Origin of the sequence: Streptomyces sp. T39, from assembly GCF_008042045.1 — a bacterium.
Classification (GTDB): domain Bacteria; phylum Actinomycetota; class Actinomycetes; order Streptomycetales; family Streptomycetaceae; genus Streptomyces.
The window spans coordinates 57673-77934 of the sequence record NZ_RDBP01000033.1 but is presented as its reverse complement, the minus strand read 5'-3'; the positions used below and the strand labels follow the sequence as shown (position 1 = coordinate 77934).

16 protein-coding genes and 1 pseudogene are annotated in these 20262 nt (G+C 74.0%); 4 read left to right on the top strand and 13 right to left on the bottom strand.

All coding sequences use genetic code 11. From position 1 onward, the window contains the following. Nucleotides 1-17 precede the first annotated feature (17 nt). Genes EAO77_RS22075 through EAO77_RS22065 form a run of 3 tightly spaced genes read left to right on the top strand, consistent with a single transcriptional unit; the run spans nt 18 to nt 4143 of the window. Nucleotides 18-1280, top strand: coding sequence for an oxygenase MpaB family protein (locus tag EAO77_RS22075; RefSeq protein WP_147990036.1), 1263 nt, complete (start codon nt 18-20; stop codon nt 1278-1280). 17 nt (nt 1281-1297) lie between these two features. Further along, nucleotides 1298-3649, top strand: coding sequence for a molybdopterin cofactor-binding domain-containing protein (locus EAO77_RS22070; protein ID WP_147990035.1), 2352 nt, complete (start codon nt 1298-1300; stop codon nt 3647-3649). Between the two features lie 17 nt (nt 3650-3666). Further along, nucleotides 3667-4143: a (2Fe-2S)-binding protein gene (locus EAO77_RS22065; RefSeq protein WP_147990034.1), complete on the top strand. Its 477-nt coding sequence runs from the start codon at nt 3667-3669 to the stop codon at nt 4141-4143. Between the two features lie 159 nt (nt 4144-4302). On the opposite strand, the pseudogene EAO77_RS22060 reads toward EAO77_RS22065, so the two are convergent. Then, nucleotides 4303-6299 (bottom strand): annotated as a pseudogene (locus EAO77_RS22060) (LuxR C-terminal-related transcriptional regulator); the annotation flags it as partial. A gap of 267 nt (nt 6300-6566) precedes the next feature. Between EAO77_RS22060 and EAO77_RS22050 the strand changes: the two are divergent. Beyond that, the gene (locus tag EAO77_RS22050; RefSeq protein WP_147990033.1) at nt 6567-7247 is read left to right on the top strand and encodes a phosphatase PAP2 family protein; all 681 of its coding nucleotides are present in this window, start codon (nt 6567-6569) and stop codon (nt 7245-7247) included. A gap of 45 nt (nt 7248-7292) precedes the next feature. On the opposite strand, the gene EAO77_RS22045 is transcribed toward EAO77_RS22050, so the two are convergent. The 12 genes from EAO77_RS22045 to EAO77_RS21990 are packed head-to-tail and all read right to left on the bottom strand — an operon-like array spanning nt 7293 to nt 20261. Continuing rightward, nucleotides 7293-8726 (bottom strand): glutamate-1-semialdehyde 2,1-aminomutase, encoded by a 1434-nt coding sequence (locus tag EAO77_RS22045; RefSeq protein ID WP_261994095.1) that lies wholly within the window; start codon nt 8724-8726, stop codon nt 7293-7295. 7 nt (nt 8727-8733) lie between these two features. Next, nucleotides 8734-9285 carry a dTDP-4-dehydrorhamnose 3,5-epimerase gene (rfbC, locus tag EAO77_RS22040; RefSeq protein WP_147990032.1) on the bottom strand — a complete coding sequence of 184 codons (552 nt, stop codon included), beginning with the start codon at nt 9283-9285 and terminating at the stop codon, nt 8734-8736. After that, entirely contained in the window at nt 9282-10508 is a 1227-nt protein-coding gene (locus EAO77_RS22035) for a polysaccharide pyruvyl transferase family protein (protein WP_147990031.1), read from the bottom strand. Before EAO77_RS22035 ends, rfbC begins: the two co-directional genes overlap by 4 nt. After that, on the bottom strand, nt 10505-11452 hold the full coding sequence (locus EAO77_RS22030; protein ID WP_147990030.1) for a glycosyltransferase family 2 protein: 948 nt from the start codon (nt 11450-11452) through the stop codon (nt 10505-10507). The genes EAO77_RS22035 and EAO77_RS22030 overlap by 4 nt, the downstream gene beginning before the upstream one ends. Nucleotides 11453-11459: 7 nt before the next feature. After that, nucleotides 11460-12791, bottom strand: coding sequence for a hypothetical protein (locus tag EAO77_RS22025; protein ID WP_147990029.1), 1332 nt, complete (start codon nt 12789-12791; stop codon nt 11460-11462). A 5-nt stretch (nt 12792-12796) separates the two neighbouring features. Continuing rightward, nucleotides 12797-14080, bottom strand: coding sequence for a DUF4910 domain-containing protein (locus tag EAO77_RS22020; protein WP_147990028.1), 1284 nt, complete (start codon nt 14078-14080; stop codon nt 12797-12799). Beyond that, the gene (locus EAO77_RS22015) at nt 14068-15093 is read right to left on the bottom strand and encodes an NAD-dependent epimerase/dehydratase family protein (RefSeq protein ID WP_147990027.1); all 1026 of its coding nucleotides are present in this window, start codon (nt 15091-15093) and stop codon (nt 14068-14070) included. The genes EAO77_RS22020 and EAO77_RS22015 overlap by 13 nt, the downstream gene beginning before the upstream one ends. Nucleotides 15094-15096: 3 nt before the next feature. After that, entirely contained in the window at nt 15097-15744 is a 648-nt protein-coding gene (locus EAO77_RS22010) for a PIG-L deacetylase family protein (RefSeq protein ID WP_147990026.1), read from the bottom strand. Beyond that, nucleotides 15741-16538 carry a glucose-1-phosphate cytidylyltransferase gene (locus EAO77_RS22005; RefSeq protein WP_147990025.1) on the bottom strand — a complete coding sequence of 266 codons (798 nt, stop codon included), beginning with the start codon at nt 16536-16538 and terminating at the stop codon, nt 15741-15743. The genes EAO77_RS22010 and EAO77_RS22005 overlap by 4 nt, the downstream gene beginning before the upstream one ends. Next, nucleotides 16535-17770 (bottom strand): class I SAM-dependent methyltransferase, encoded by a 1236-nt coding sequence (locus EAO77_RS22000; protein ID WP_147990024.1) that lies wholly within the window; start codon nt 17768-17770, stop codon nt 16535-16537. The genes EAO77_RS22005 and EAO77_RS22000 overlap by 4 nt, the downstream gene beginning before the upstream one ends. Further along, entirely contained in the window at nt 17767-19041 is a 1275-nt protein-coding gene (locus tag EAO77_RS21995) for a glycosyltransferase (RefSeq protein WP_147990023.1), read from the bottom strand. Before EAO77_RS21995 ends, EAO77_RS22000 begins: the two co-directional genes overlap by 4 nt. Before the next feature lie 2 nt (nt 19042-19043). After that, a complete protein-coding gene (locus tag EAO77_RS21990; protein WP_147990022.1) occupies nt 19044-20261 on the bottom strand; it encodes an O-antigen ligase domain-containing protein in 1218 nt (405 codons plus the stop codon). Between the last annotated feature and the right edge of the window lies 1 nt (nt 20262).

Genomic DNA, 20262 nt, shown 5'->3' with positions numbered 1-20262 from the left:
GGGAAGCAGGTAAGTCAATGGAGAACCTCAGCAGGCGAAAGGCACTGTCCCTCGGTGTCGCGCTCGGCCTCGTGGGCGTGGCGAACCCCGCCAGGGCGTGGGCGGCGGCACCCGGGGCCCAGGGTGCCGCGGCGACCGGGCCGGAGTGGATCTGGGACTCCGCGGCGGACCCTCTGATGGCGAAGATGATCACCGGCGGTCATGTACCGGCCATCAACACCGCGTGGGCGTCCTGGGTGAACAACAACGACCCGCTGCCCAGCGGCGTACCGGCCGAATTCAACGCCTACCTGCGGCAGTGGACCCGCAACGACCAGCCGCTGCCGTCCGGTCTCCCCGCGGACGTGCGCGACTTCATGGAGTCGGCGCGGCGGCTGCCGTCCTGGGCCGACGCGGGCAAGCTGGCCGCGGCCGCCAGGTTCACCACGAAGAAGGGGATCTACACCGGGGCCCTGTACGGCCTGGGCAGCGGTCTGATGAGCACGGCCATCCCGAGGGAGGCGCGCGCCGTCTACTACTCCAAGGGCGGCGCGGACATGAAGGACCGCATCGCCAAGACGGCCCAACTCGGCTACGACGTAGGGGACCTGGACGCGTACCGGCCGAGCGGCGGGATGATCGTCACCGCCGTGAAGACGCGCATGGTGCACGCGGCCGTACGCCATCTGCTGCCCCAGTCGCCGGGCTGGGACCGCACCAGCGGCGGCCAGACGATCCCCATCAGCCAGGCCGACGTCATGGTCACCTGGCACAGCCTGGCCACCTTCGTCATGCGGAAACTCCGGGACTGGCGGGTGCCGGTCACCACCGCCGAATCCGAGGGCTTTCTGCACGTCTGGCAGGTCACCGCGCACATGCTCGGCGTCCTGGACGAGTACATCCCCGCCTCCTGGGCCGAGGCCGAGTCCCAGTCCCGGCAGGTCCTCGACCCGGTCCTGGCGTCCACACCCGAGGGCAACGAACTCACCGACGTCCTCCTCGACATCGTCGCCGAACTCGACGCCGGTCTCACCCGCCCGCTCATCAACGCCTTCGCCCGCTACACCCTGGGCGACCGGACGGGCGATCTGATCGGGCTGGACCGGGAGCCGTTCTGGCAGCCGCTGATCAGCGGCGCCTGGCCGCTGCTGGTGGCGTTCCGCGAAGGGCTCATCCCGCTGCCGCTGATCCCGCAGGCGGCCTGGACAGTGGAGGAGGCCCTCCGTAAGTTCGTCCTGCTCTACCTCTCCGAGGGACGGGGCATCCACATCGAGATCCCTGACGCCAACCGCCCCTCCTGAACCAGCCGGTGGAGACGATGACCACGACACCCGGTGACGGCGCCGAGCGCCCGCCCCGGCAGGACCCCGGCCGGCAGCCCGTCGGCCGGCGCCGCTTCCTCGGATACGTACTGGCCGCCCCCACCCTGCTGACGGCCGCTCCGCTCGCGGCCGCCACCGGGGCACGGGCGGAAGAGGCGGGGGCGGACCGGGGAGAGGCGGGGATCCCCTCGCCGGAGCTCACCGAACTGGTCGACCTCAACGACGTGATGACGGCGGCCGCCCTGCCGACCTCCGGCCTGATCACGGTCGAGGTGCACACCGACGGAACGGTGTCCTTCGCGCTGCCGAGGACCGAGGTGGGACAGGGCATCACCACCTCGACGGCGATGCTGATCGCCGAGGAACTCGGCGTGCCGCTCGCACGGGTGCGGGTCACCCTGGCCGACGCCCGGCCGGAACTGCTGTTCAACCAGCTCACCGGCGGGTCGAACACGACGTTCTCCACCTACACCCCGATCCGGGTCGCCGCCGCGATCGCCCGCAGCAGGCTGCTGCGGGCCGCGGCGGACGACTGGGGCGTCGCCGTCGCCGAACTGACCTGGAAGGACGGCGTCGTCACCGGTCCCGGCGGCCGGAGCGCCGGCATCGGGGCGCTCTCCCCCGCGGCGGCGGGCGCCCGGACCGAGCAGGTGTCCGTCGCTCTCAAGGATCCCGGGTCGTTCGCGGTCGTCGGCCGCCCGCACGGCCGGGTCGACGCCCTCGCGGCCGTCACCGGGCGGAAGAAATTCACGATGGACCTGGACGTCCCGGACGCCCTGCCGACCATGGTGTGCCGTCCGCCGACGATCAACGGCACCGTCGGATCGGTGTCCAACGCCGCCGAGGTCCGTGCGATGCCCGGAGTCACCGACGTCGTCGTGATCCCCACGGGGGTGGCGGTGCGGGCGACCACCTTCGGCCGGTGCATCGACGCCGTGCGCGCCCTGCGCGTGACCTGGCGGCCGGGGAGCGCCGAGGGCGCTTCCGACGCCTCCGTGCTCGCGACCCTGCGGGACGCCGAACTCCCCATGGGGCTGCCTCCGCTGACCCCGAGCGTGGAGGAGCGGTTCACCTTCCACTTCCGCAGCAACAGCGCCCTGGAGCCCAACTGCGCGATCGCCGACGTGCGCCCCGACCGGGCCGAGATCTGGTCGAGCCTGAAGGCGCCCGTCGTCGCCAAGGAGGCCATCGCCGCCAGGCTCGGCCTGCCGCTCGGCGCCGTGACCGTGCATGTGACCGAGGGGGGCGGCTCCTTCGGGCGCAAGCTCTTCTTCGACGCCGCGCTGGAGGCCGTCGAGGTCTCCCGGCGGATCGGCAAGCCGGTGAGGCTGATGTGGCACCGCGCCGACGACGTCCGTCAGGGGCGCACCCACCCCATGGCCACCTCGCGCGTCCGCATCTCCTATCTCGGCGACACCGTGCTCGGCTACAAACAGCGGCACACCGGTGTCTCGACCGACCTCGGACACGGACTCGGTGAGATCTTCACCGCGCTGGCCGCACGGCTGCCGGTCGGCGACATCGGCTTCTCCCAGACCTTCTTCCAGCTCTCGCAGTCGATGCCCTACGACTTCGGCGTGAACAGCCGGCTCCTGAGCGAGACCGACAAGAGGTTCAACACCGGCAGCATGCGGGGCGTCTACTCCCCCGACGTCACCTGCGCCCGGGAGCTCCTCGTCGACCGGCTCGCCGCCAGGATGGGCAAGGACCCCTGGCGGTTCCGCCACGACGTCCTGCGCGACGACCGCGCCCGCGCCGTCCTCGACACGGCGGCCGAGGAGGGCGACTGGGGCAGGACCATGCCCGCCGGAACGGCACAGGGCATCGCCTTCCACGCCGAGTACCACTCCGCCTGCGCGGTGCTGGTGGAGATCGACTGCCGTCCCGAGGTGACCGGCCGCCCCGTCCGGGACGGTGTCACCGGGCCGCGCGTCACCAAGGCGGTCGTCGCGGTGGACGTGGGCCTCGCCGTCAACCCGCGCGGGCTGGAGGCGCAGATGACGGGCTGCGTCATGGACGGCATCGCGCTGACCCTGACCTCCAGCCTCCACCTGCGCGACGGTCACTTCCTCGAAGCGAGCTGGGACAACTACTTCTACACCCGGCAGTGGAACACCCCGCCCGAGCTGAAGGTCGTCGTCCTGCCCTCCACCGGCGATCGGCCCGGTGGCGCCGGGGAACTCGGGGTGGCCGCCGCCATGGCCGCCGTCGCCTGCGCCTACGGGCGAGCCACCGGCACGATGCCCACGGTGTTCCCCGTCAACCACGGCACGCTGTCCTTCGAGCCGAAACCCACCGTCCCGCCCGTCCCCGCCTCCCCCACCGACGGCCTCGACCACGTCCGCTGACACCGCTTGGAGCTTCCGTGCCTCAGCACACCTTCCGACTCAACGGCGAGCAGGTCACGGTCGACGCGGCCGACGACGAGCGGCTGCTGTGGGTCCTGCGCGACATCCTCGGCCTCACGGGGCCGAAGTACGGCTGCGGCATCAACGTCTGCAAGGCCTGCACCAGTCATCTCAACGGGCGGGCGGCCAACCCCTGCGCGATACCGGTGAAGGACCTCCGGCCGTCCGACGAGATCACCACCATCGAAGGGCTTCCGGCCACCGTGGGCGCCGACCTGCACCCCATGCAGGAGGCCTGGCTCGACCTGGACGTGGCCCAGTGCGGCTACTGCCAGCCCGGCCAGATCATGGCCGCCGTCGCCCTGGTCCGGCGCGTCGGGGAGGAGGGCCGCCAGGTCACCGACGCCGACCTGGACGGCATCCGCAACATCTGCCGCTGCGGGACGTACCCGCGGATCCGCGAGGCGATCAGGGCCGGCGCCGAGAGGATGTGACGGGCACGCGCGGGTCGGGCCCGGGTCCGCGCGGGCGGGGGCCCGACCCCGTCACCGCGGGCGTCCCCGTGCGCCGTCACCCGAGGGTGTCCCCCGTGCGCCCGTCGCCGCGGGCACCCTCGTGGCCCCGTCGCCGCGGGTGCCGCCTGCGGCGCGTGCTCAGTCCTGCCCCGGCCCGCCGGAGTCCGGGCGGCCGCCGTGGACGAGGGCGGCCGGCAGTTCCGTCCTGCGGCGTATCCCCAGCTTGCGGTAGGTGCTGGTCAGATGGGTCTCCACGGTGCGCCGGGCCAGGTGCAGCAGTTCGGCGATCTCCGTGTTCGTCCGTCCGCCGGCGGCCAGTTCGGCGATGCGGCGTTCACTGCCGGTCAGGGCGCCCGAGCCGGTCCGTGACGACACCGAGCCGCGGGCGCCGCCCTCGCGCAGGGCGCGTCCGGCGAGGACCGACAGCCGCACCGCGCCCTTGCGTTCGGCCAGGCCGGCCGCTTCGCGCAGGCGGTCCCGGGCTCGTCCGCGCTCACCGGCGGCGAGGAGCTGGCGGCCCTGGGCGAGCAGCGCCTCGATCAGTTCCGTTCCGGTGTCGGCGGGTGCCTCCCGGAGGATGTCCACCGCCTCCCCGGCCAGCTTCAGTCCCCGCCGGCCGCCGGTCGCGCTGCCGAGGACCCGCAGGGCGCGGCCCACCGTCCGCGGGGTGTTCCACGTCTGGGCCAGGCGCAGTTCCTCGGCGGCCAGGTCCAGCGCCTCCTGGCCGCCGCCGAGTGCCAGGCGGCACTCCGCGACTGCCGTGCGCCAGGGCGTGACGACCGGGCTGATCACCTGGCGGGCGGACTGGCGGCGTCCGCACTCCAGGAAGTCGTGGACCGCGCCCGCGTGGTCGCCCGCGGCGGCGCGCTGCACACCCCGCGCGTACAGGAAGCGGTTCAGCTCCCAGGACTCCGGTGCCCGGCTCAGGTCGAAGGCGTTCGCGAGCCGTGCGGCGTCCGCCGCGCGCCCGGTGTGGACGAGCGCCATCAGCACATGGGCGTCCCGGTTGGTCGGCCCGGTGCACGACCGCGCGGGGACGGCCGGGTCGCCGTCCGCGTCGGCGAGCAGGGCTGCGTGGTCGCCGCGGGCACCCGCGATGTCGGCGCGGGTGTTGAGCAGCGCGTGCCGCATGGGGTGGAGCAGCGCGGGATGCTGCTCGGCCAGGCCGCGGTCCACGAGCCGGTCCGCCTCGTCGAGTTCGTCCGCCCACTGGGCGATCGCGGCGGCGGTGCCCAGCAGGAAGGGCTCGGCGAGGGGGTCGGCCGGCTGCGCGAGCAGGGCCCGCACGCGGGTCATCGCCTCCCCGGCCGAGATGAGCGCGGCCGTCGCCGCGTACCGCACCAGCAGGATCTGCCCTGCGGTGCCGACGAGTTCGGGGGAGCGCCCGTCGGTCTCGAAGAGCCGGCCGTACGTCTCCTGGCGCGCGGCCAGGTCCAGGTCCGACAGCAGCGCGGTGGCGGTCTGCACGGTCCGGGCGAGTCCCGGGTGGCCGTCCAGCCGGCCCTCCGTGCGCCGCAGGACCTGCAGGGCCGTGCGGACCTCACCGCGGCTGGCCAGTGCGGTGCCGAGTGCGACCGCGGCGCGCACCCGGTCACGTGGTTCGGCGGGCAGGTGCTGTGCCTCCGCGAGACGGGCGATGGCCGCGGCGGCGTCGGCCGACGCGTACTCCAGGGAGCCCAGTTCGGTGAGCAGCCGCTGGCGGAGGTCGTCGGCGAGCGGTTCGGCCAGAGCGCGGCGGAGATAGCCGGTGGCGTCCTCGGGGCGGGCGTCGTGCACGGCGACCGTCACCGCGTCCCGCAGCACCCGCAGCGCCCAGGGCAGGCCGACGGCCGGTGTGCGCAGCAGATGCCGGGCGATCGTCTCGACGCGCTCGCCGCGATGCAGCATCGTTTCGGCCGCCGCCCGGTGGGCGGCCTCCCGGCGGTGCGTCGGCCAGCCGGTGAGCACGGCGTCGCGCAGCAGCGGGTGCGCGTAGCGGGGCCGGCCCGAGGCGTCGTGGCGCAGCATGCCGATCCGGGTCATGGCGGTGAGCCAGCCGGCGACCCGGGCGGGGTCGGCTCCGGCCGCCGCGGCGAGCAGACCGGCCAGGTTCGCACCGGCTATCTCCGCCGCGCTCTGGCCGAACCGCTCGCCGACGACCTCCGCCAGCGGCTGCTCACCGAACTGGGCTCCCTGGAGTACGCGTCGGCCGACGCCGCCGCGGCCATCGCCCGTCTCGCGGAGGCACAGCACCTGCCCGCCGAACCACGTGACCGGGTGCGCGCCGCGGTCGCACTCGGCACCGCACTGGCCAGCGCAGATGCAGGTCCGCCATCCTCATAATGCCGTTGTCTCGCACATCGACAACGGTGTACGTCGGGTCGCTGCTGCACGCGGTGAGCGTTGCGAGCAAGCCTGCGGCGATGAGTGCGGCGACGGCGCGGGTGCGCATGGGTTCCTCGTCTTCTGGTGTGGCGGCCCTCGCCGCGTTCGTGGTGCTGGGGCTCGGTGTCCTGTACGCCGGGGAGGGCGGGCCCGGCGGGCCGGACACGTGGGTGCAGGGCGGGGTGGACGGCGTCGGTACGCCGTGGCGGCAGGTGGCCCTGGGCGTGGACTTCCTCGGGGAGCCGGTGGGGGCCGCGGCCCTGGTGGCGGCGCTGGTGGCGGCCTGCCTGCTGCGGCGGCGCCCTCGGGCCGCGGTGCTCGTCGTCGTGGGCCCCGGGGCGGCCGTGCTGGTCACGAAGCTGCTCAAGCCCCTGGTGGGCCGGACCATCCACGACGGGCACCTGTCCTTCCCGAGCGGGCACACCGCGTTCCTCACGGCGCTCGCCGTCGTGGTGGCGCTGCTTGCGGCGGCCGGTCCCGTGGTCGTGCTCGGCGCGGCGCTGGTCGCCGGGGCCGCGATGGGCTGGGCGCAGGTCGCCCTGGGCGCGCACTACCCGACCGACACCGTGGGCGGCTGGTGCACCGCGCTGGCGGTGGTGCCGGTGGCCGCGTGGCTGGTCGGCCGGGTGGTGGGCCAGGAGGCCGGCCGGGGCGGGCCGCCCGGCTCCCCGGCCGGTGGTGACCGGCCCGCCGGGGAGCCGGCCGACCGCCGGACCTGACGTCCCGGAGCACCCCGGCCGGGCGCGGGGGCGGGCGACGTGACGTCAGACGCGGGCGCGGAAGACCGGCTTCACCGGCCTTCCGCCCAGCCAGGGCCCGGGGTCGCCCGCGTCCAGCGCCTTGCGGTACACCGCGCACGCCTGGGCCACCACGTCGACGGTGCGGTCGATGTCGGCGTCGTCCAGTGCGGCGCTCACCACGAACGACGGGGCCAGCACCCCGCCCGCGAGGAGCCGGCGCAGGAACAGGGTGCGGTACTCCTGGGACGGGCGTCCGTTCGCGTCGAGGGTGGCGAAGACCAGGTTGCTGGCGCGGCCCCGGACGACGAGGTGGTCGGCGACGCCCATGCCGGCCGCGGCCTCGCGGACCCCCGCGGCCAGGCGTTCGCCGAGGGCGTGCAGCCGGGCGGTGACGCCCTCCTCGGTGTAGGTGGTCTGCACGGCCATCGCGGCGGCCAGGGAATGGGTCTCCGCTCCGTGCGTGGTGGAGAGGAGGAAGACCCGCTCGCCGCGGTGGCGCAGTCCGCCCCGTTCCATCAGTGCGCGGCGTCCGGCCAGCGCGGAGACGGCGAAGCCGTTGCCCAGCGCCTTGCCGAACGTGGAGAGGTCGGGGACCACGCCGTACAGTCTCTGGGCGCCCGCCTCGGACCAGCGGAAGCCGGTGATCATCTCGTCGAAGACCAGGACGCAGCCGTGCCGGTCGGCCAGTTCGCGCAGCCCGGCGAGGTAGCCGGGCGGTGGCTCGGTGTGGGTGGCGGGTTCGAGGATCAGGCAGGCGACCTCGCCCTCGTACCGGGTGAGCAGGGCCTCCGCGGCGGCCAGGTCGCCGTAGGGGAAGGACACGGTGAGCTCGTTGACGGCGTCCGGGATGCCGGCGGACATCGGTGTGGTGCCGATGAACCAGTCGTCGGTGGAGAAGAACGGGTGATCGGCGCAGAGCGCCACCCGGGGGCGCCCGGTGGCGGCGCGGGCGAGGCGCACCGCGGCGGTGGTGGCGTCGGAGCCGTTCTTCGCGAACTTCACCATGTCGGCGGTCGGCACCGTGGCCAGGAAGCGTTCCGCGGCGTCGGCCTCCACGACGGACGGCCGGACGAAGTTGCCGCCGCGGTCGAGTTCCCGCCGTACCGCCTCCAGCACGCGTGGGTGGGCGTGGCCGAGGCTGACCGACCGCAGGCCGGAGCCGTACTCGATGTAGCGGTTGCCGTCGACGTCCCACACATGGGCGCCGCGGCCGTGGCTGATGACCGGGGCCAGGTTCTCGGGGTACTGGTCGTCGCCCTTGGCGTAGGTGTGCGCGCCGCCCGGGATCATGGCGTGCAGCCGCTCGTTGACCGCCCTGGACCGGGGAAGGGCGAACTCGTCCGCTTCCGCGGGGTGTCCGGTGGTCACGGCGGTCTCCGCGGGGTGTTCGGTGGTCACGGCGGCCTCCGCGGGGTGTCCGGTGGTCACGGCCGTCTCCGCGGGGTGTTCGGTTCCCATGGCGGCCTCAGCCCTCCCTGTGCTTGAGGAATGCGGCGAGGCCCGGTGCCTCGCGGTCCCGGTCGGACACCGAGGTGACCGGCAGGGGCCACGGAATGGCGAGATCCGGGTCGTCGAAGGCGATCGTCACGTCCTCGGACGGGTCGTGCGGGCGGTCGATCCGGTACGAGGTGTCGGCGGTCTCCGTCAGCGCCTGGAACCCGTGGGCGCACCCCGCCGGGATGTACAGCGTCGTCTGCGTCTCGCCGGACAGTTCGACGAAGGCCCGGCCGAGGTAGGTCGGCGAGTCGGCCCGCAGGTCCACGGCGACGTCGAAGACCCGCCCGTACGAGCAGCGCACCAGCTTGGCCTCGCCGGCGCCGGAGCGCAGGTGCAGGCCGCGCACTACGCCCCGGAGGGAGCGGGACATGCTGTCCTGGACGAAGGCGTCCGGGTCGAGTCCCACCGAGCGGATCACCTCGGCGTCGAAGGTGCGGCAGAAGAAGCCGCGTTCGTCGGTGTACGGCGTGGGTTCGAAGAGGTACGCGCCGGCGATGGCCGGGACGGCGGTCGCTTTCACTGGGTCTCCCGCTGGGCGTGGACGTGTGCGTGGGCGGCCGCCGGGAACAGGGCCGCCGACAGGAGGGTGAACTGGTGCGCGAGCTGCCGGGCGGTGACCAGGTTCCGCTCGGTCAGGGTCCGCCGCACCTGTGCCGAACTCCGCTCCAGTTCCCGGAACTGGGCGAGCAGCCGGTCGGCGTCGACCTCGCCCGCGGGGTGGCGGTACGCGCCGAGGCCCATCCGTTCCATGAGGGCGTCGCTCTTCGCCGCGTAGCTGAGGGCGAGCGTCGGTGTGCCGGCCTTCAGTGCGCAGATCAGGTTGTGGTAGCGGGTCGCCACCACGGCGTCGGCGGCCGCCGTCTCCTTCATCAGGTCGGCCAGCGAGGCCGTTTCGGCGGCGGTGACCAGCGGCGAGTCCACCGCGTCGAGGATCGCGGCGACCACCGGTGCGTCGCAGGCGTCGCCGGTGAGCAGCCGGACCGGTCTGCCGTCCTCGGCGAGCGCGCGGACGAAGCGGGTCGTGCCGTCGAGGTAGCGGCGGTGGATCCCCTCGGCCCGGGCGCGGTCGTCGTCGCTGCCGTGGAAGTCCATGACGCCGACGCAGACGGTGCCGGGCGGGCCGCCCGTCACCGCGCCCGCCGGGGGCGCGGGCAGGGCGAACGCGAGGTCCGGGTGGACCTCGTCGCGTGTGGTGTCCACGCCCATCGCCCGTATCGCGTCACGGGAACGGGTGTCCCGGTACGACCGGTGGGCGGCCATACGCGCCGACCAGCGCACCAGGGCCCGGGTCGGGCGGGCGGCGATCGGGGCGGCGCCGACGCCCACCAGGGCGACCTTGGTGCGCAGCAGCCGGCCGCTCGCGCAGAGCAGGAACAGCGAGTACGGGAAGCCCCACGGCCGCAGCGGCAGGGTGGCCTCCAGGACGCCCATGCCCGGCACGATCACCACGTCGTGCCGGCGCACCCAGGCGGCGGTGCGGACGACGTCGACGAGCTTGCCCGCCCCCTTCGCCGCGATCGAACGGACCCGGGACGCCGTCCGGTACTCCCCGCGGTACCAGTGCAGCCGCGTCGCGGGGATGCCGTACCGGGCCGTGACGGTCTCGGGGCCGCCGCACAGCGCGTCGACGGCCGCGTCGGGGTGCTCGGCGCGGAGCCAGCCGAGGAGGGCCTCCAGCGATCCGTCGTTGCCGAGGTTGCCGGAGCCGAGCAGGCCGAACACCCCGACGCGGACGGCCCTCACGCCCGCCTCCCTTCACGTCCGGCGACGAGGGCATCGACGGAGACGGCGAGGCGGGCCGGGTCGACGGGGGCGCGGTCCTCGACCCGTTCGCCCGCGCCGGGCCTCGCCCTGCTGGTCATCCACGCGGCGAGGTGGCGGCGGCACTCCCGCCGGTCGGCGGGGGAGAGCGGCGCCCGCCGGATCGCGGAGGCGAAGCCCCAGACGTACTCGGCGAGCAGCCGGGGCGTCGGGTGCAGCGGGCCCGCCCGGCGCGGGTCGAGGTTGACGCAGCGGGAGCGCTTGGAGGGGTTCGCCCGCTCGGCGCGGGTGGGGTGGTCGCGGCGGAAGTACAGCAGCTCCGGCACCTGGTGGAAGGGCCCGTGCAGGGTGATCTCGGCGACGAAGGTGCGGTCCGCGTGGTGGTAGCTGTCGTGCGGCTTCACCCGGCGCAGCACGTCGGCCCGCATCACCCCGTAGAAGTCGTCCCCGCCGGGCTCGAACAGCAGGCTGCGGAAGCGTTCGGGGGCGTGCGGGGAGTCGGTGGCGAGCCCGTACTCGTAGGGCACCTTCACCCGGCCGTCGCCGTCGATGACGGCCTGGCCGGAGTGGGCGAGGATGATCTCGGGCCGTTCGTCGAGCGCCTCGACGCAGCGCCGCAGCAGGTCCCTGGCGTACAGGTCGTCGTGCGAGGCCCACTTGAACAGTTCGCCGCGGCACTCGGTGAACACATGGTTGTGGTTGGGCGCGGCGCCGATGTTCCGGGGCAGCCGGAGGTAGCGGATGCGGGAGTCGCGGGCCGCGTACCGGCGGCAGATGTCCTGGGTGCCGTCGGTCGAGGCGTTGTCGGAGACGACCAGTTCGAAGTCCTCGAAGGTCTGGCCGAGCAGGGCGTCGAAGGATTCGGCCAGGTACTCCTCGCCGTTGTACACGGGCAGGCCGATGCTCAGCCTGGGGCGGTCGGTCATGGCGTCCTCATTTCGGGGATGGTTTCCTTCCGGCGCTCGCGACGTCCGGGACGGTTTCCTTCCGGTGCTCGCGCAGGGCGGACCGCAGGTGCAGCCACCACACGGCCGAGCCGCAGACGGTCGCCGCGGCGACGCCCCAGGCCGAGCCGGCCGTACCGGCCACGGCCGCGCCGCCGAGCCCGCCGGCGACGTAGCAGGCGGAGGCGAACAGCTGGCTGCGCAGGCTGCGCCGGGCCGCGCCGAGCGCGCGCAGTCCGGCCGCCGCCCCGGTGCCGAGGCCGGCGCCCGCGACGCCGACGGTGACCGGCACGACGAGTTCCGAGGCGCCGCTCCAGACGCCGCCGAGCACGAACTCCCCGGCCCGGTCCGGGACCAGCAGCAGCGCCCCGCCCCACAGCAGCGCGGCGGCGGCCTGCCCGCCGCCCAGCAGGAGGCAGAACGGGCCCAGCCGGTGCGGGGCGCGCCGCAGCACCCGTGCCGCCTCCGCGACGGTGACCAGGGACAGCCCCATCAGCACGGCGAGGAACGGGCCGAGCAGCAGCTCGGCGCCCCGGATCACCCCCACCGCGCCGACCCCGACGATCGCGCCGAGCCCGTAGGCCCGCAGCTGGCTCGCGCCGCTGTTGCTGACGTTCTCGACGAGGTACCGGTAGCCGAGGTCGCGGTGCTCGCGCAGCCACTCGCGCGCCCCTGCCGCCAGGGGCCGGATGCCGGACTGGAAGCAGCCGTACACGGCGGCCACCGCGGCGGACCCGCCCCAGGCGAGCACGAAGGCGGCCACGCTGCCCACCCGGGCCGCCACCACCATCGCCGGGACGAGCGCCACGCCCCACACCACGTCGTTGACGAACGCCTTCCGCCCGGCGCCGGCGGCGAAGAACGCGTACCGCCAGGCGTCCTGGAGCAGCAGCCCCGGCAGCATGACGCCGAGGCAGACGAACGCGGGCCCCACCCGGCCCCCGAGGGCGAGGCCGACCGCCAGGCACACGGCGCCGGTGGCGGCGCCCACGCCGAGCGCGGTGCCCGACGACCGGGCCACCGCCCGGCGCCAGGGTGTGTCGGGTACGCCGCTGAAGCGCACCACGAGAGGGTCGGTGGCCACTCCGCGGGAGACGTTGAGCACCACGCCGTAGGTCACCCAGGCCAGGCTGAACACGCCGAAGGCGGCCAGTCCGAGCGAACGCGCCACGTAGATGCCCACCGCGAAGTTGGTCATGCTGGAGGCCGCCTGGTCGGCCAGTCCCCAGGACAGCCGGCCGACGACGGCCCGGGTGGCGCTCCGACGGGCGTCCGCGCCCGCGGCCGCCGGTGCCGTCGCCTGCTCTCCTCCGGTGGTCATCGGCGTCACGCCTTGATCAGCCCGGCGCCGTGCAGGGCGTCGGCCGCGTCGGCGACGGTGTCGAACGGGAGCCCGGACCGCTCGGCGACGTCCAGCAGGCCGTGCTCGCCGTCGGAGAGGCTGAGCACCCAGAGCATGGCCATCTGGGCCTGCTGCGCGTCGCTGCGGCCGCCCAGCGAGTCGTACAGCCCGCGCCGGCCCAGCTGCGGCTCGCCGTAGGGGCTGAGGTTCACGTACCGCCGGTTGCGGTCCAGCACGGCGAACGCCTCGCGGCAGACGGCGAGCGTGTCCGCCAGCGCCTCCGGGGTGACGAAGTCCGGGTTGTCCGCGGAGGTGTGGTACTCGGGGTAGCCGGCGTACGGGGTCCGGCTGAGCGAGCCCACGCCGAGGTCGAACCCGGGCGAGCAGAACTGCCGCTCGTCGTAGCCGTACGGGGTGAACTCGTCGATGCGGTGCGGCCGTTCGGACGCGGCCAGCACATGCCGCATGACCCGGTCGATCTCCGCGTCGCCGCGTCTGCTCCGCTTGTACGTCAGCCGGCCCCGGTCGCCGGCGCAGGCCAGCACCAGACCGTGCTTGACCCGTTCGATCCGCTCCGCGTTGCGGGCCAGCCAGGTGATCGCCCCGATGGTGCCGGGCGCGAACAGGAACCGGTAGGTGTAGTGGGGCGTCCGCTCCGCCAGCGCCCGGGCGAGGAACACGGCCACCGCGATGCCGGCCAGGTTGTCGTTGGCCAGCGAGGGGTGGCAGACGTGGCAGGAGACGATCACCTCGTCGGCGACCTGTCCGGGGACCACGTGCTCGGCGTAGGTGAGGTGCCCGTCGGTGAGGGTGGAGTCGATGCGCACCTCGTACTCGCCGTCCGGCAGTGCGTCCAGGGTCTCCTGCGCCAGGCAGAATCCCCACTCGCGCCGGTAGTAACTGGTGCGGTACGGCACCCAGGACGGGTGGTCGGGCAGGGTGTGCAGGTGTCCGCGCAGCTCGGACAGCGGCATGGTCGCCGACACCGGCACGCTGTAGCCGAGCACGTGCAGGCTGGACGCGGCGAAGTCGACGACCCGGTTGCCGTCGGTGTCGGCGATGTACGCGTCCCGGATGTTCCACTCCTCCGGCACCGTCCAGTCGAGCACCCGGGTCCCGGTCGGCACCTCGTGCGTCCGCAGCGGGATGTACTCGTCGACGATGTCCAGGGTGGCGCGCACACCGTCGCCGGTGATGCTCCGGCACAGCGGGTACAGCCGCTCCACCAGGGCGTGCATCTCCTCGCCGGGCGTGGTCACCGGCGCCACCGCAGGGTGTCGTCGACGTCGCCGGCCTCGGACGCCGCGCGGAGCACGGCCAGCCGGGTGAAGCGCTGCTCGAAGTCCTGCCGGGTCAGCCCGTGCTCCCGGTAGGCGTCGGCGAGTTCGAGGGCGCCCTGCTTCACCGTCCACTCGCAGTCGAAGCCGGGTATCGCGGCGCGGAACCGGGAGAAGTCCACCCGGTACGACCGCGGGTCGGCGCCGTTCTCCCCGGTGATCACCACTCTGGAGCCGGGCACCGCCTCGGCGACCTGCCCGGCGATCTCGGCGACCGTGACGTTGTTGACCTCGCTGCCGATGTTGAAGGCCAGGTCGTGCACCGCCTCGCGCGGGGCGGTCAGCGCGGCCGTGAAGGCCCGGGCGATGTCGGCGGCGTGCACCAGCGGGCGCCAGGGGGTGCCGTCGGAGAGCACCAGCACCTCGCCGGACAGCAGCGCGTGGCCCACCAGGTTGTTCAGCACGATGTCGGCGCGCAGCCGGGGCGAGTGGCCGAAGGCGGTCGCGTTGCGCATGTACACGGGGCTGAAGTCGCCGTCGGCCAGCGCGTGGAGGTCGTCCTCCACCCGCACCTTGGACTCCGCGTACGGCGTCACCGGCCGCAGCGGGGCGTCCTCGGCGACCAGGCCGCCGCCGCCGGCGGCCCCGTAGACCGAGCAGGTCGACGCGTACAGGAACCGCCGCACTCCGGCGTCGCGGGCGAGGCGGGCCAGCCGCACGGACGCGTGGTGGTTGATGTCGTAGGTGAGATCCGGCGCCAGCGCCCCCAGCGGGTCGTTGGACAGGGCGGCCAGATGGATCACGGCGTCCACCCCTGCCAGGTGCTCGGCCGTGACGTCGCGCAGGTCCACCCGCGCCCCCGGCGGGTCCGCGGGCCGCGGACCCAGCACGCAGTCGGCGAACAGGCCGGCGTCGAGACCGGTGACCTCGTGCCCGGCGGCCGCGAGCACCGGGGCCATCACGGTGCCCAGATAGCCCTGATGTCCGGTCAGCAGTACGCGCACAGTTCATTCCCCCAGGTCGAGAGTGAGTTTGGTGACGGCGAACGCCTCGGCGTAGCGCGCGTGGCATTCGATCCCGCGGATCCGGGCCAGCCCGAGGAAGGCCTCCCGGTCGTACCAGGGCCGGTGCCGCTGCGAGGGGTAGTGCTCCTGCAGCAGGTGCACCTTCTCCTCGGCGATCCGGGGCGTCAGCGGCTGGTAGGCCACCGGGCGGCCGAGGTCGCCGTCCCATTTGACGATCTCGTAGCCGAGCACGAGGTGGTCGCGGAACGCGGTGGTCATCAGCTGCGCCAGGCCGCGGTGGTCCTGGTGCGCGTCCTCGGTGCGCGGGGCGAGGATCAGGTCCGGCTCGGTCCGCGCACGCAGCTCCTCGACCGCGGACTTGGCCTCCTCCCAGTGCGCGGGCATCCGGCCGTCCGGCAGCTTGAGCACGGTCGGCCGCAGGTCGGCACCCGGGCAGAAGGCGGCGAGCGCGGCCCGCTCCTCCTGCTCCCGCTCGCCCCCGCCGCCCGACAGCACCAGCGCGTCGACGCGGAGACCCGGCCGCGCGCGGCACAGCGTCAGCAGGGTGCCGCCGGCGCCGATGGCGATGTCGTCGCAGTGCGCGCCCACGGCCACGACCCGTTCCAGCCGCCCGGCGCCGAGCCGGATCACGCGGACCTCACCGCGGTGTCGTCGTGTTCCCACAGGGCCCACGGGCGGTCGCCCCGGGCGTAGGCGTCGTCGAGCGCGGCCCGTTCCTTCACGGTGTCGGTCGGCTTCCAGAACCCGCGGTGCCGGTGCGCCACCAGCCGCCCCTGCTTGGCCAGTTGCGCACACCCGTCGGCGACCAGGTCCCCGCCCTCCGGGATGTGGTCGAAGACCTCCTGGCGGAGCACGAAGTAGCCGCCGTTCTCCCACAGCGGCAGTTCGCTCACCGGGGTGATGCCCCCCACCAGGCCGTCCTCGCCGAGGTCCACGCAGTGGAACGAGGACTGCGGCGGCACCACCATCATGGACGCACCGGCGTCGCGCCGGGCGAAGCGGTCGATCATCTCCGGCAGCGGGGCGTCGGTGAGCACGTCGGCGTAGTTGGCGAGGAACATCTCGTCGCCGTCCAGGTGGTGCCGCACCCGGCGCAGCCGCTCCCCGATCGGCGACTCGATGCCGGTCTGCGCGAAGGTGATGGTCCAGTCCGAGATGTCGGTGGACAGCAGCTCGGTCCGCCCGCCGCGCAGCACGAAGTCGTTGGACGTCGTCTCCTCGTAGCCGAGGAAGAAGTCCTTGATGTGGTGCGCGCCGTAGCCGAGGCAGAGGATGAACTCGGTGTGCCCGAAGTGCGCGTAGTAGCGCATGACGTGCCAGATCAGCGGCCTGGGGCCGACCATCGCCATCGGCTTGGGGACGTCGTCCGCGGCACCGCTCCGCATCCGCATCCCGTAACCGCCGCAGAACAGGACGACCTTCATCGCGTGACCTCGACAATGCTCAGTTCCGGTATGGGGAAGACCAGCCGGCCGCCCCACTCGTGCACGAAGGAGAGCTGCTCGATCAGCTCGTCCCGCAGGTTCCACGGGAGGACGAGGACGTAGTCCGGCCGGTCGGCGGCGATCCGCTCGGGCGGCAGGACCGGGATGCGGGTGCCCGGGGTGAACCTGCCGTGCTTGTAGGGGTTGCGGTCGACCGTGTACGGCAGCAGGTCGGGCCGGATGCCGCAGTGGTTGAGCAGGGTGTTGCCCTTGCCGGGGGCCCCGTAGCCCACGACCGTCTCGCCGCGTTCGGCCGCCTCGATCAGGAACCGCAGCAGGTCCCGGCGGACCTTGGCCACCCGGGCGGAGAACTGGGTGTACCCGGACAGTTCCTGGAGCCCGGCGGCCTTCTCGCGGTCCAGCACCTCGGCCACCCGGCCGCTCGGCTCACCGGCCGCCTCGGCCGGCCTGGCCCAGAGCCGGACGGAGCCGCCGTGCGTGGGCAGCAGTTCGACGTCGACGAGCGTCAGTCCGCCGCTCGCCAGCGCCCGGGCCGCGGACGCGACCGTGTAGTACTGGAAGTGCTCGTGGTAGATCGTGTCGTACTGGTTCTCCTCGATCAGGGTCAGCAGGTGCTGCACCTCGATCGAGACCCAGCCGTCGTCCGCGACCAGCGCGCGCAGTCCCCGGGTGAAACCGACCACGTCGGGGATGTGCGCGTACACGTTGTTGGCCACGACCAGGTCCGCCGGGCCGTGCTCGGCGCGGACGCCCTCGCCGGTGGCCGGGTCCAGGAACGCGGTGAGCGTGGGCACCCCCGCGTCCCGTGCCGTGGCGCCGACGTTCACCGAGGGCTCGATGCCGAGGCAGCGGATCCCGCGGTCCACCACGTGCTTCAGCAGGTATCCGTCGTTGCTCGCGACCTCGACGACGAAGGAGCCGTCGCCGAGGCCCAGCCGCTCGGCGGCGCCGTCGACGAAGGTGCGCGCGTGCTCCACCCAGGAGGTCGAGTAGGAGGAGAAGTACGCGTACTCGCTGAACGTCTCCTCCGGTGTGATCAGCGGGGGGATCTGCGCGAGCCAGCAGCCGGTGCACACCCGCAGGTGCAGCGGGTACGCCGGCTCCGGCAGGTCCAGTCGGTCCGCGGCGAGAAAGCTCTCGCACGGCGGTGTCGCCCCCAGATCGACGACGCTCTCCAGCGCCGCCGAACCGCAGAGTCGGCATCGTGTCATCTGCTGCCCCCATCCCGCCCGGACGGGTGTCCCCGCCGCGGGCCAGTCCTCGTGTCCCCTCCCGGCGGCGGGGTGCCCCCGCCGCCGGACCGCCCCGCGAGCGCGGCGCGGTACCCCTCCACCAGGCGCTCCAGCCCGACGGCCGGGCTGAAGCCCTGCTCGTAGCGGCGCCGGGCGGCCAGCCCCATCTCCCGGTTTCCGTCCGCGTCGGCCGTGACCCGGCGCAGGCACGACGCCAGGGAGGCCGTCTCGCCCGGCCGGTGCAGCAGCCCGGTCACCCCGTCGTCGACGAGTTCGGTGAAGGCGCCGTGCCCGGCGGCGACGGTCGGGACCCCCGCCGCCATCGCCTCCACGACCACCAGGCCGAACGCCTCCAGCCAGGTGGAGGGCGCCACCACGGCGACCGACCGTGCCACGGCCCGCCGGCACTGCTCCGCGTCGTACAGGCCCGCGCAGCGCACGTCGTCCCGGCCCGCCGCCCAGGCGGTCACCTCCCGCTCCAGCGGCCCGGTGCCGGCGATGACGAGCGGTACGCCGACACCGCCGCCCGCGGCGATCTCGTCCCACGCGGCCATGAGCAGCCGTACGCCCTTGGCCTCCGCCAGCCGGCCGAGGAAGAGCAGGTGCTCCCCGCCGCCCTCCCGCCGGGCGCCGGGGTCGGGCACGAAGTTGTGCTTCACCGCCAGCCGTTCGGCCGGCATCCCGGACCGCACCAGGACGTCGCGCTGCGCCGCGGAGATGCAGAAGAACCGCTCCACACCCGACCACCACCGCCGCCGGTTGACCGTCAGGCTCACCGCGAGCGGCACCGTCGCCAGCCGGGAGCCGCGGTAGCAGCCGTGCCGGACGGCGGGCAGCGGTGCGGACCCGACGCACTCGGCGCACGGCCGGCCGTCCCGCTGGAGTGTGCCGGGCGGGCAGACCTGGGTGTAGTTGTGCAGGGTGGCGACGGCGGGCACGCCGGCGTCGGCGCAGGCCGCCAGCACCGCCGGTGACAGCAGCGGGAAGACGTTGTGGACGTGCACCACGTCCGGGCGTTCGGCGCGGAGCCGGTCGGCCAGCTCCCTGCGCACCGCCGGGTTCCACGGCACCAGCAGCGGCAGCGCCGCCTTGCGCGGCAGCGACAGCGCGCCGATGTCGTCGCTGCGCCGCTCGAACAGCCCGACCCGGTGGCCGGCCCCGCGCAGCAGCGCCACCTCCTGGTCGACGACGTTGTTCTCGCCGCTCGGCTGCGCCGACGCGTAGCGGTTGTGCACCACGAGGACGTGCATGCTCAGGTCACCTCCGGTGTGCGGACCTGTCGGGGGACTCCGGGCGCGGCGGGGCGCTCCGGAGCGGCGGGCGCCGCCAGCAGCGAGGCGGCCACCGCCAGATGGAGCAGGTACGGCGAGGCGTCCCCGAGCCCCGCCTCGGTGTACGAGGCGATCGCGCAGTAGCTGATCAGGAAGATCGCGCAGGCCCTCGACAGCGACGGCGGCCGCAGCAGCGCGACCCCGCCCAGCACGACGAACACGGCGGTCACCAGCACGACACCGGTCACGCCCTGCTCGTGGTAGACGGCCAGCCAGCTGTTGTCGATCGGCAGCCCGCCGAACGACTTGTCGCCCAGGCCCGCGCCGAACAGGTACTCCGTGGCCGTCCGGGGTGCCGCCAGCAGGGCGTCCCAGACCTTGGCCCGGCCGGTCAGGCTGGAGAAGTTCTCCTGGCTCTGCCCGCGCAGGAACCACGCCTGCACCAGGGAGCCGAAGCCGACCGCGGCCACCACGGCGCACAGCACCGCCCAGGCGAAGAACCGGCGGGCGGCGGCGCTGGTCAGCACGAGCGAACCGATGGCCAGCACGAGCCCGGCGAGCAGGCCGATCGTGGCCGTCCGGGTGTGGGTGAGCGCGAGCAGCACCAGCGCGGGGACGACGACCACCGCCGCGCTGCGCCCGTCGGTCCGGCGGCCCAGCACGAGCAGCACGGCGAGCCCGGTGATCACCGCGGCGTACTGCCCGATCTGCGGCGGGGTGAGCGGCCACAGCGCGCCGACCAGCCGCCCGCCGTAGAGCTCGGGCATCGCGGCGCCCGGCGACAGGAGGGCGCCCGCGGCCACCGAGCACAGGACCGCGAAGTACATCCGGATGTGGTGCCGGACGAACGTCAGCCCGCCGTCCCACCAGCGGCTGAGCAGCCACAGCGTGGCGACGAACAGGCCCAGCCGGGCGCAGCGGAACAGTGCGCCGAACCCGGACTCCAGGTGCACGCTGGACAGCACGCTCGGCACCAGCAGCAGGGTGAGCAGGAAGACGTAGGCGCCCGGCCGGACACGCAGCCGGAGATTGACCGCGAGGGCCAGCGCGAACGCGGCGACCAGCGCGCCCATGGTGACCATCTGGATGAGGGAGCGGGGCAGCGGGACGATGGTCTTCGCCCCGGCGGAGCCGAGTGTGTTGAGGATCAGCAGTCCCCAGGCCGTCCCGACGACCCTCGGTGTGCGGTCCGCGGTCATC

Excerpts from the sequence above, each read along its gene's own strand:
- EAO77_RS22070 (WP_147990035.1), top strand. The coding sequence starts at position 1,298 with ATGACCACGACACCCGGTGACGGCGCCGAGCGCCCGCCCCGGCAGGAC.
- EAO77_RS22045 (WP_261994095.1), bottom strand. The coding sequence starts at position 8,726 with ATGGGAACCGAACACCCCGCGGAGACGGCCGTGACCACCGGACACCCC.
- EAO77_RS22025 (WP_147990029.1), bottom strand. The coding sequence starts at position 12,791 with ATGACCACCGGAGGAGAGCAGGCGACGGCACCGGCGGCCGCGGGCGCG.
- EAO77_RS22005 (WP_147990025.1), bottom strand. The coding sequence starts at position 16,538 with ATGAAGGTCGTCCTGTTCTGCGGCGGTTACGGGATGCGGATGCGGAGC.
- EAO77_RS21995 (WP_147990023.1), bottom strand. The coding sequence starts at position 19,041 with ATGCACGTCCTCGTGGTGCACAACCGCTACGCGTCGGCGCAGCCGAGC.
- EAO77_RS22075 (WP_147990036.1), top strand. The coding sequence starts at position 18 with ATGGAGAACCTCAGCAGGCGAAAGGCACTGTCCCTCGGTGTCGCGCTC.
- EAO77_RS22030 (WP_147990030.1), bottom strand. The coding sequence starts at position 11,452 with ATGACCGACCGCCCCAGGCTGAGCATCGGCCTGCCCGTGTACAACGGC.
- EAO77_RS22000 (WP_147990024.1), bottom strand. The coding sequence starts at position 17,770 with ATGACACGATGCCGACTCTGCGGTTCGGCGGCGCTGGAGAGCGTCGTC.
- EAO77_RS21990 (WP_147990022.1), bottom strand. The coding sequence starts at position 20,261 with ATGACCGCGGACCGCACACCGAGGGTCGTCGGGACGGCCTGGGGACTG.
- EAO77_RS22050 (WP_147990033.1), top strand. The coding sequence starts at position 6,567 with ATGAGTGCGGCGACGGCGCGGGTGCGCATGGGTTCCTCGTCTTCTGGT.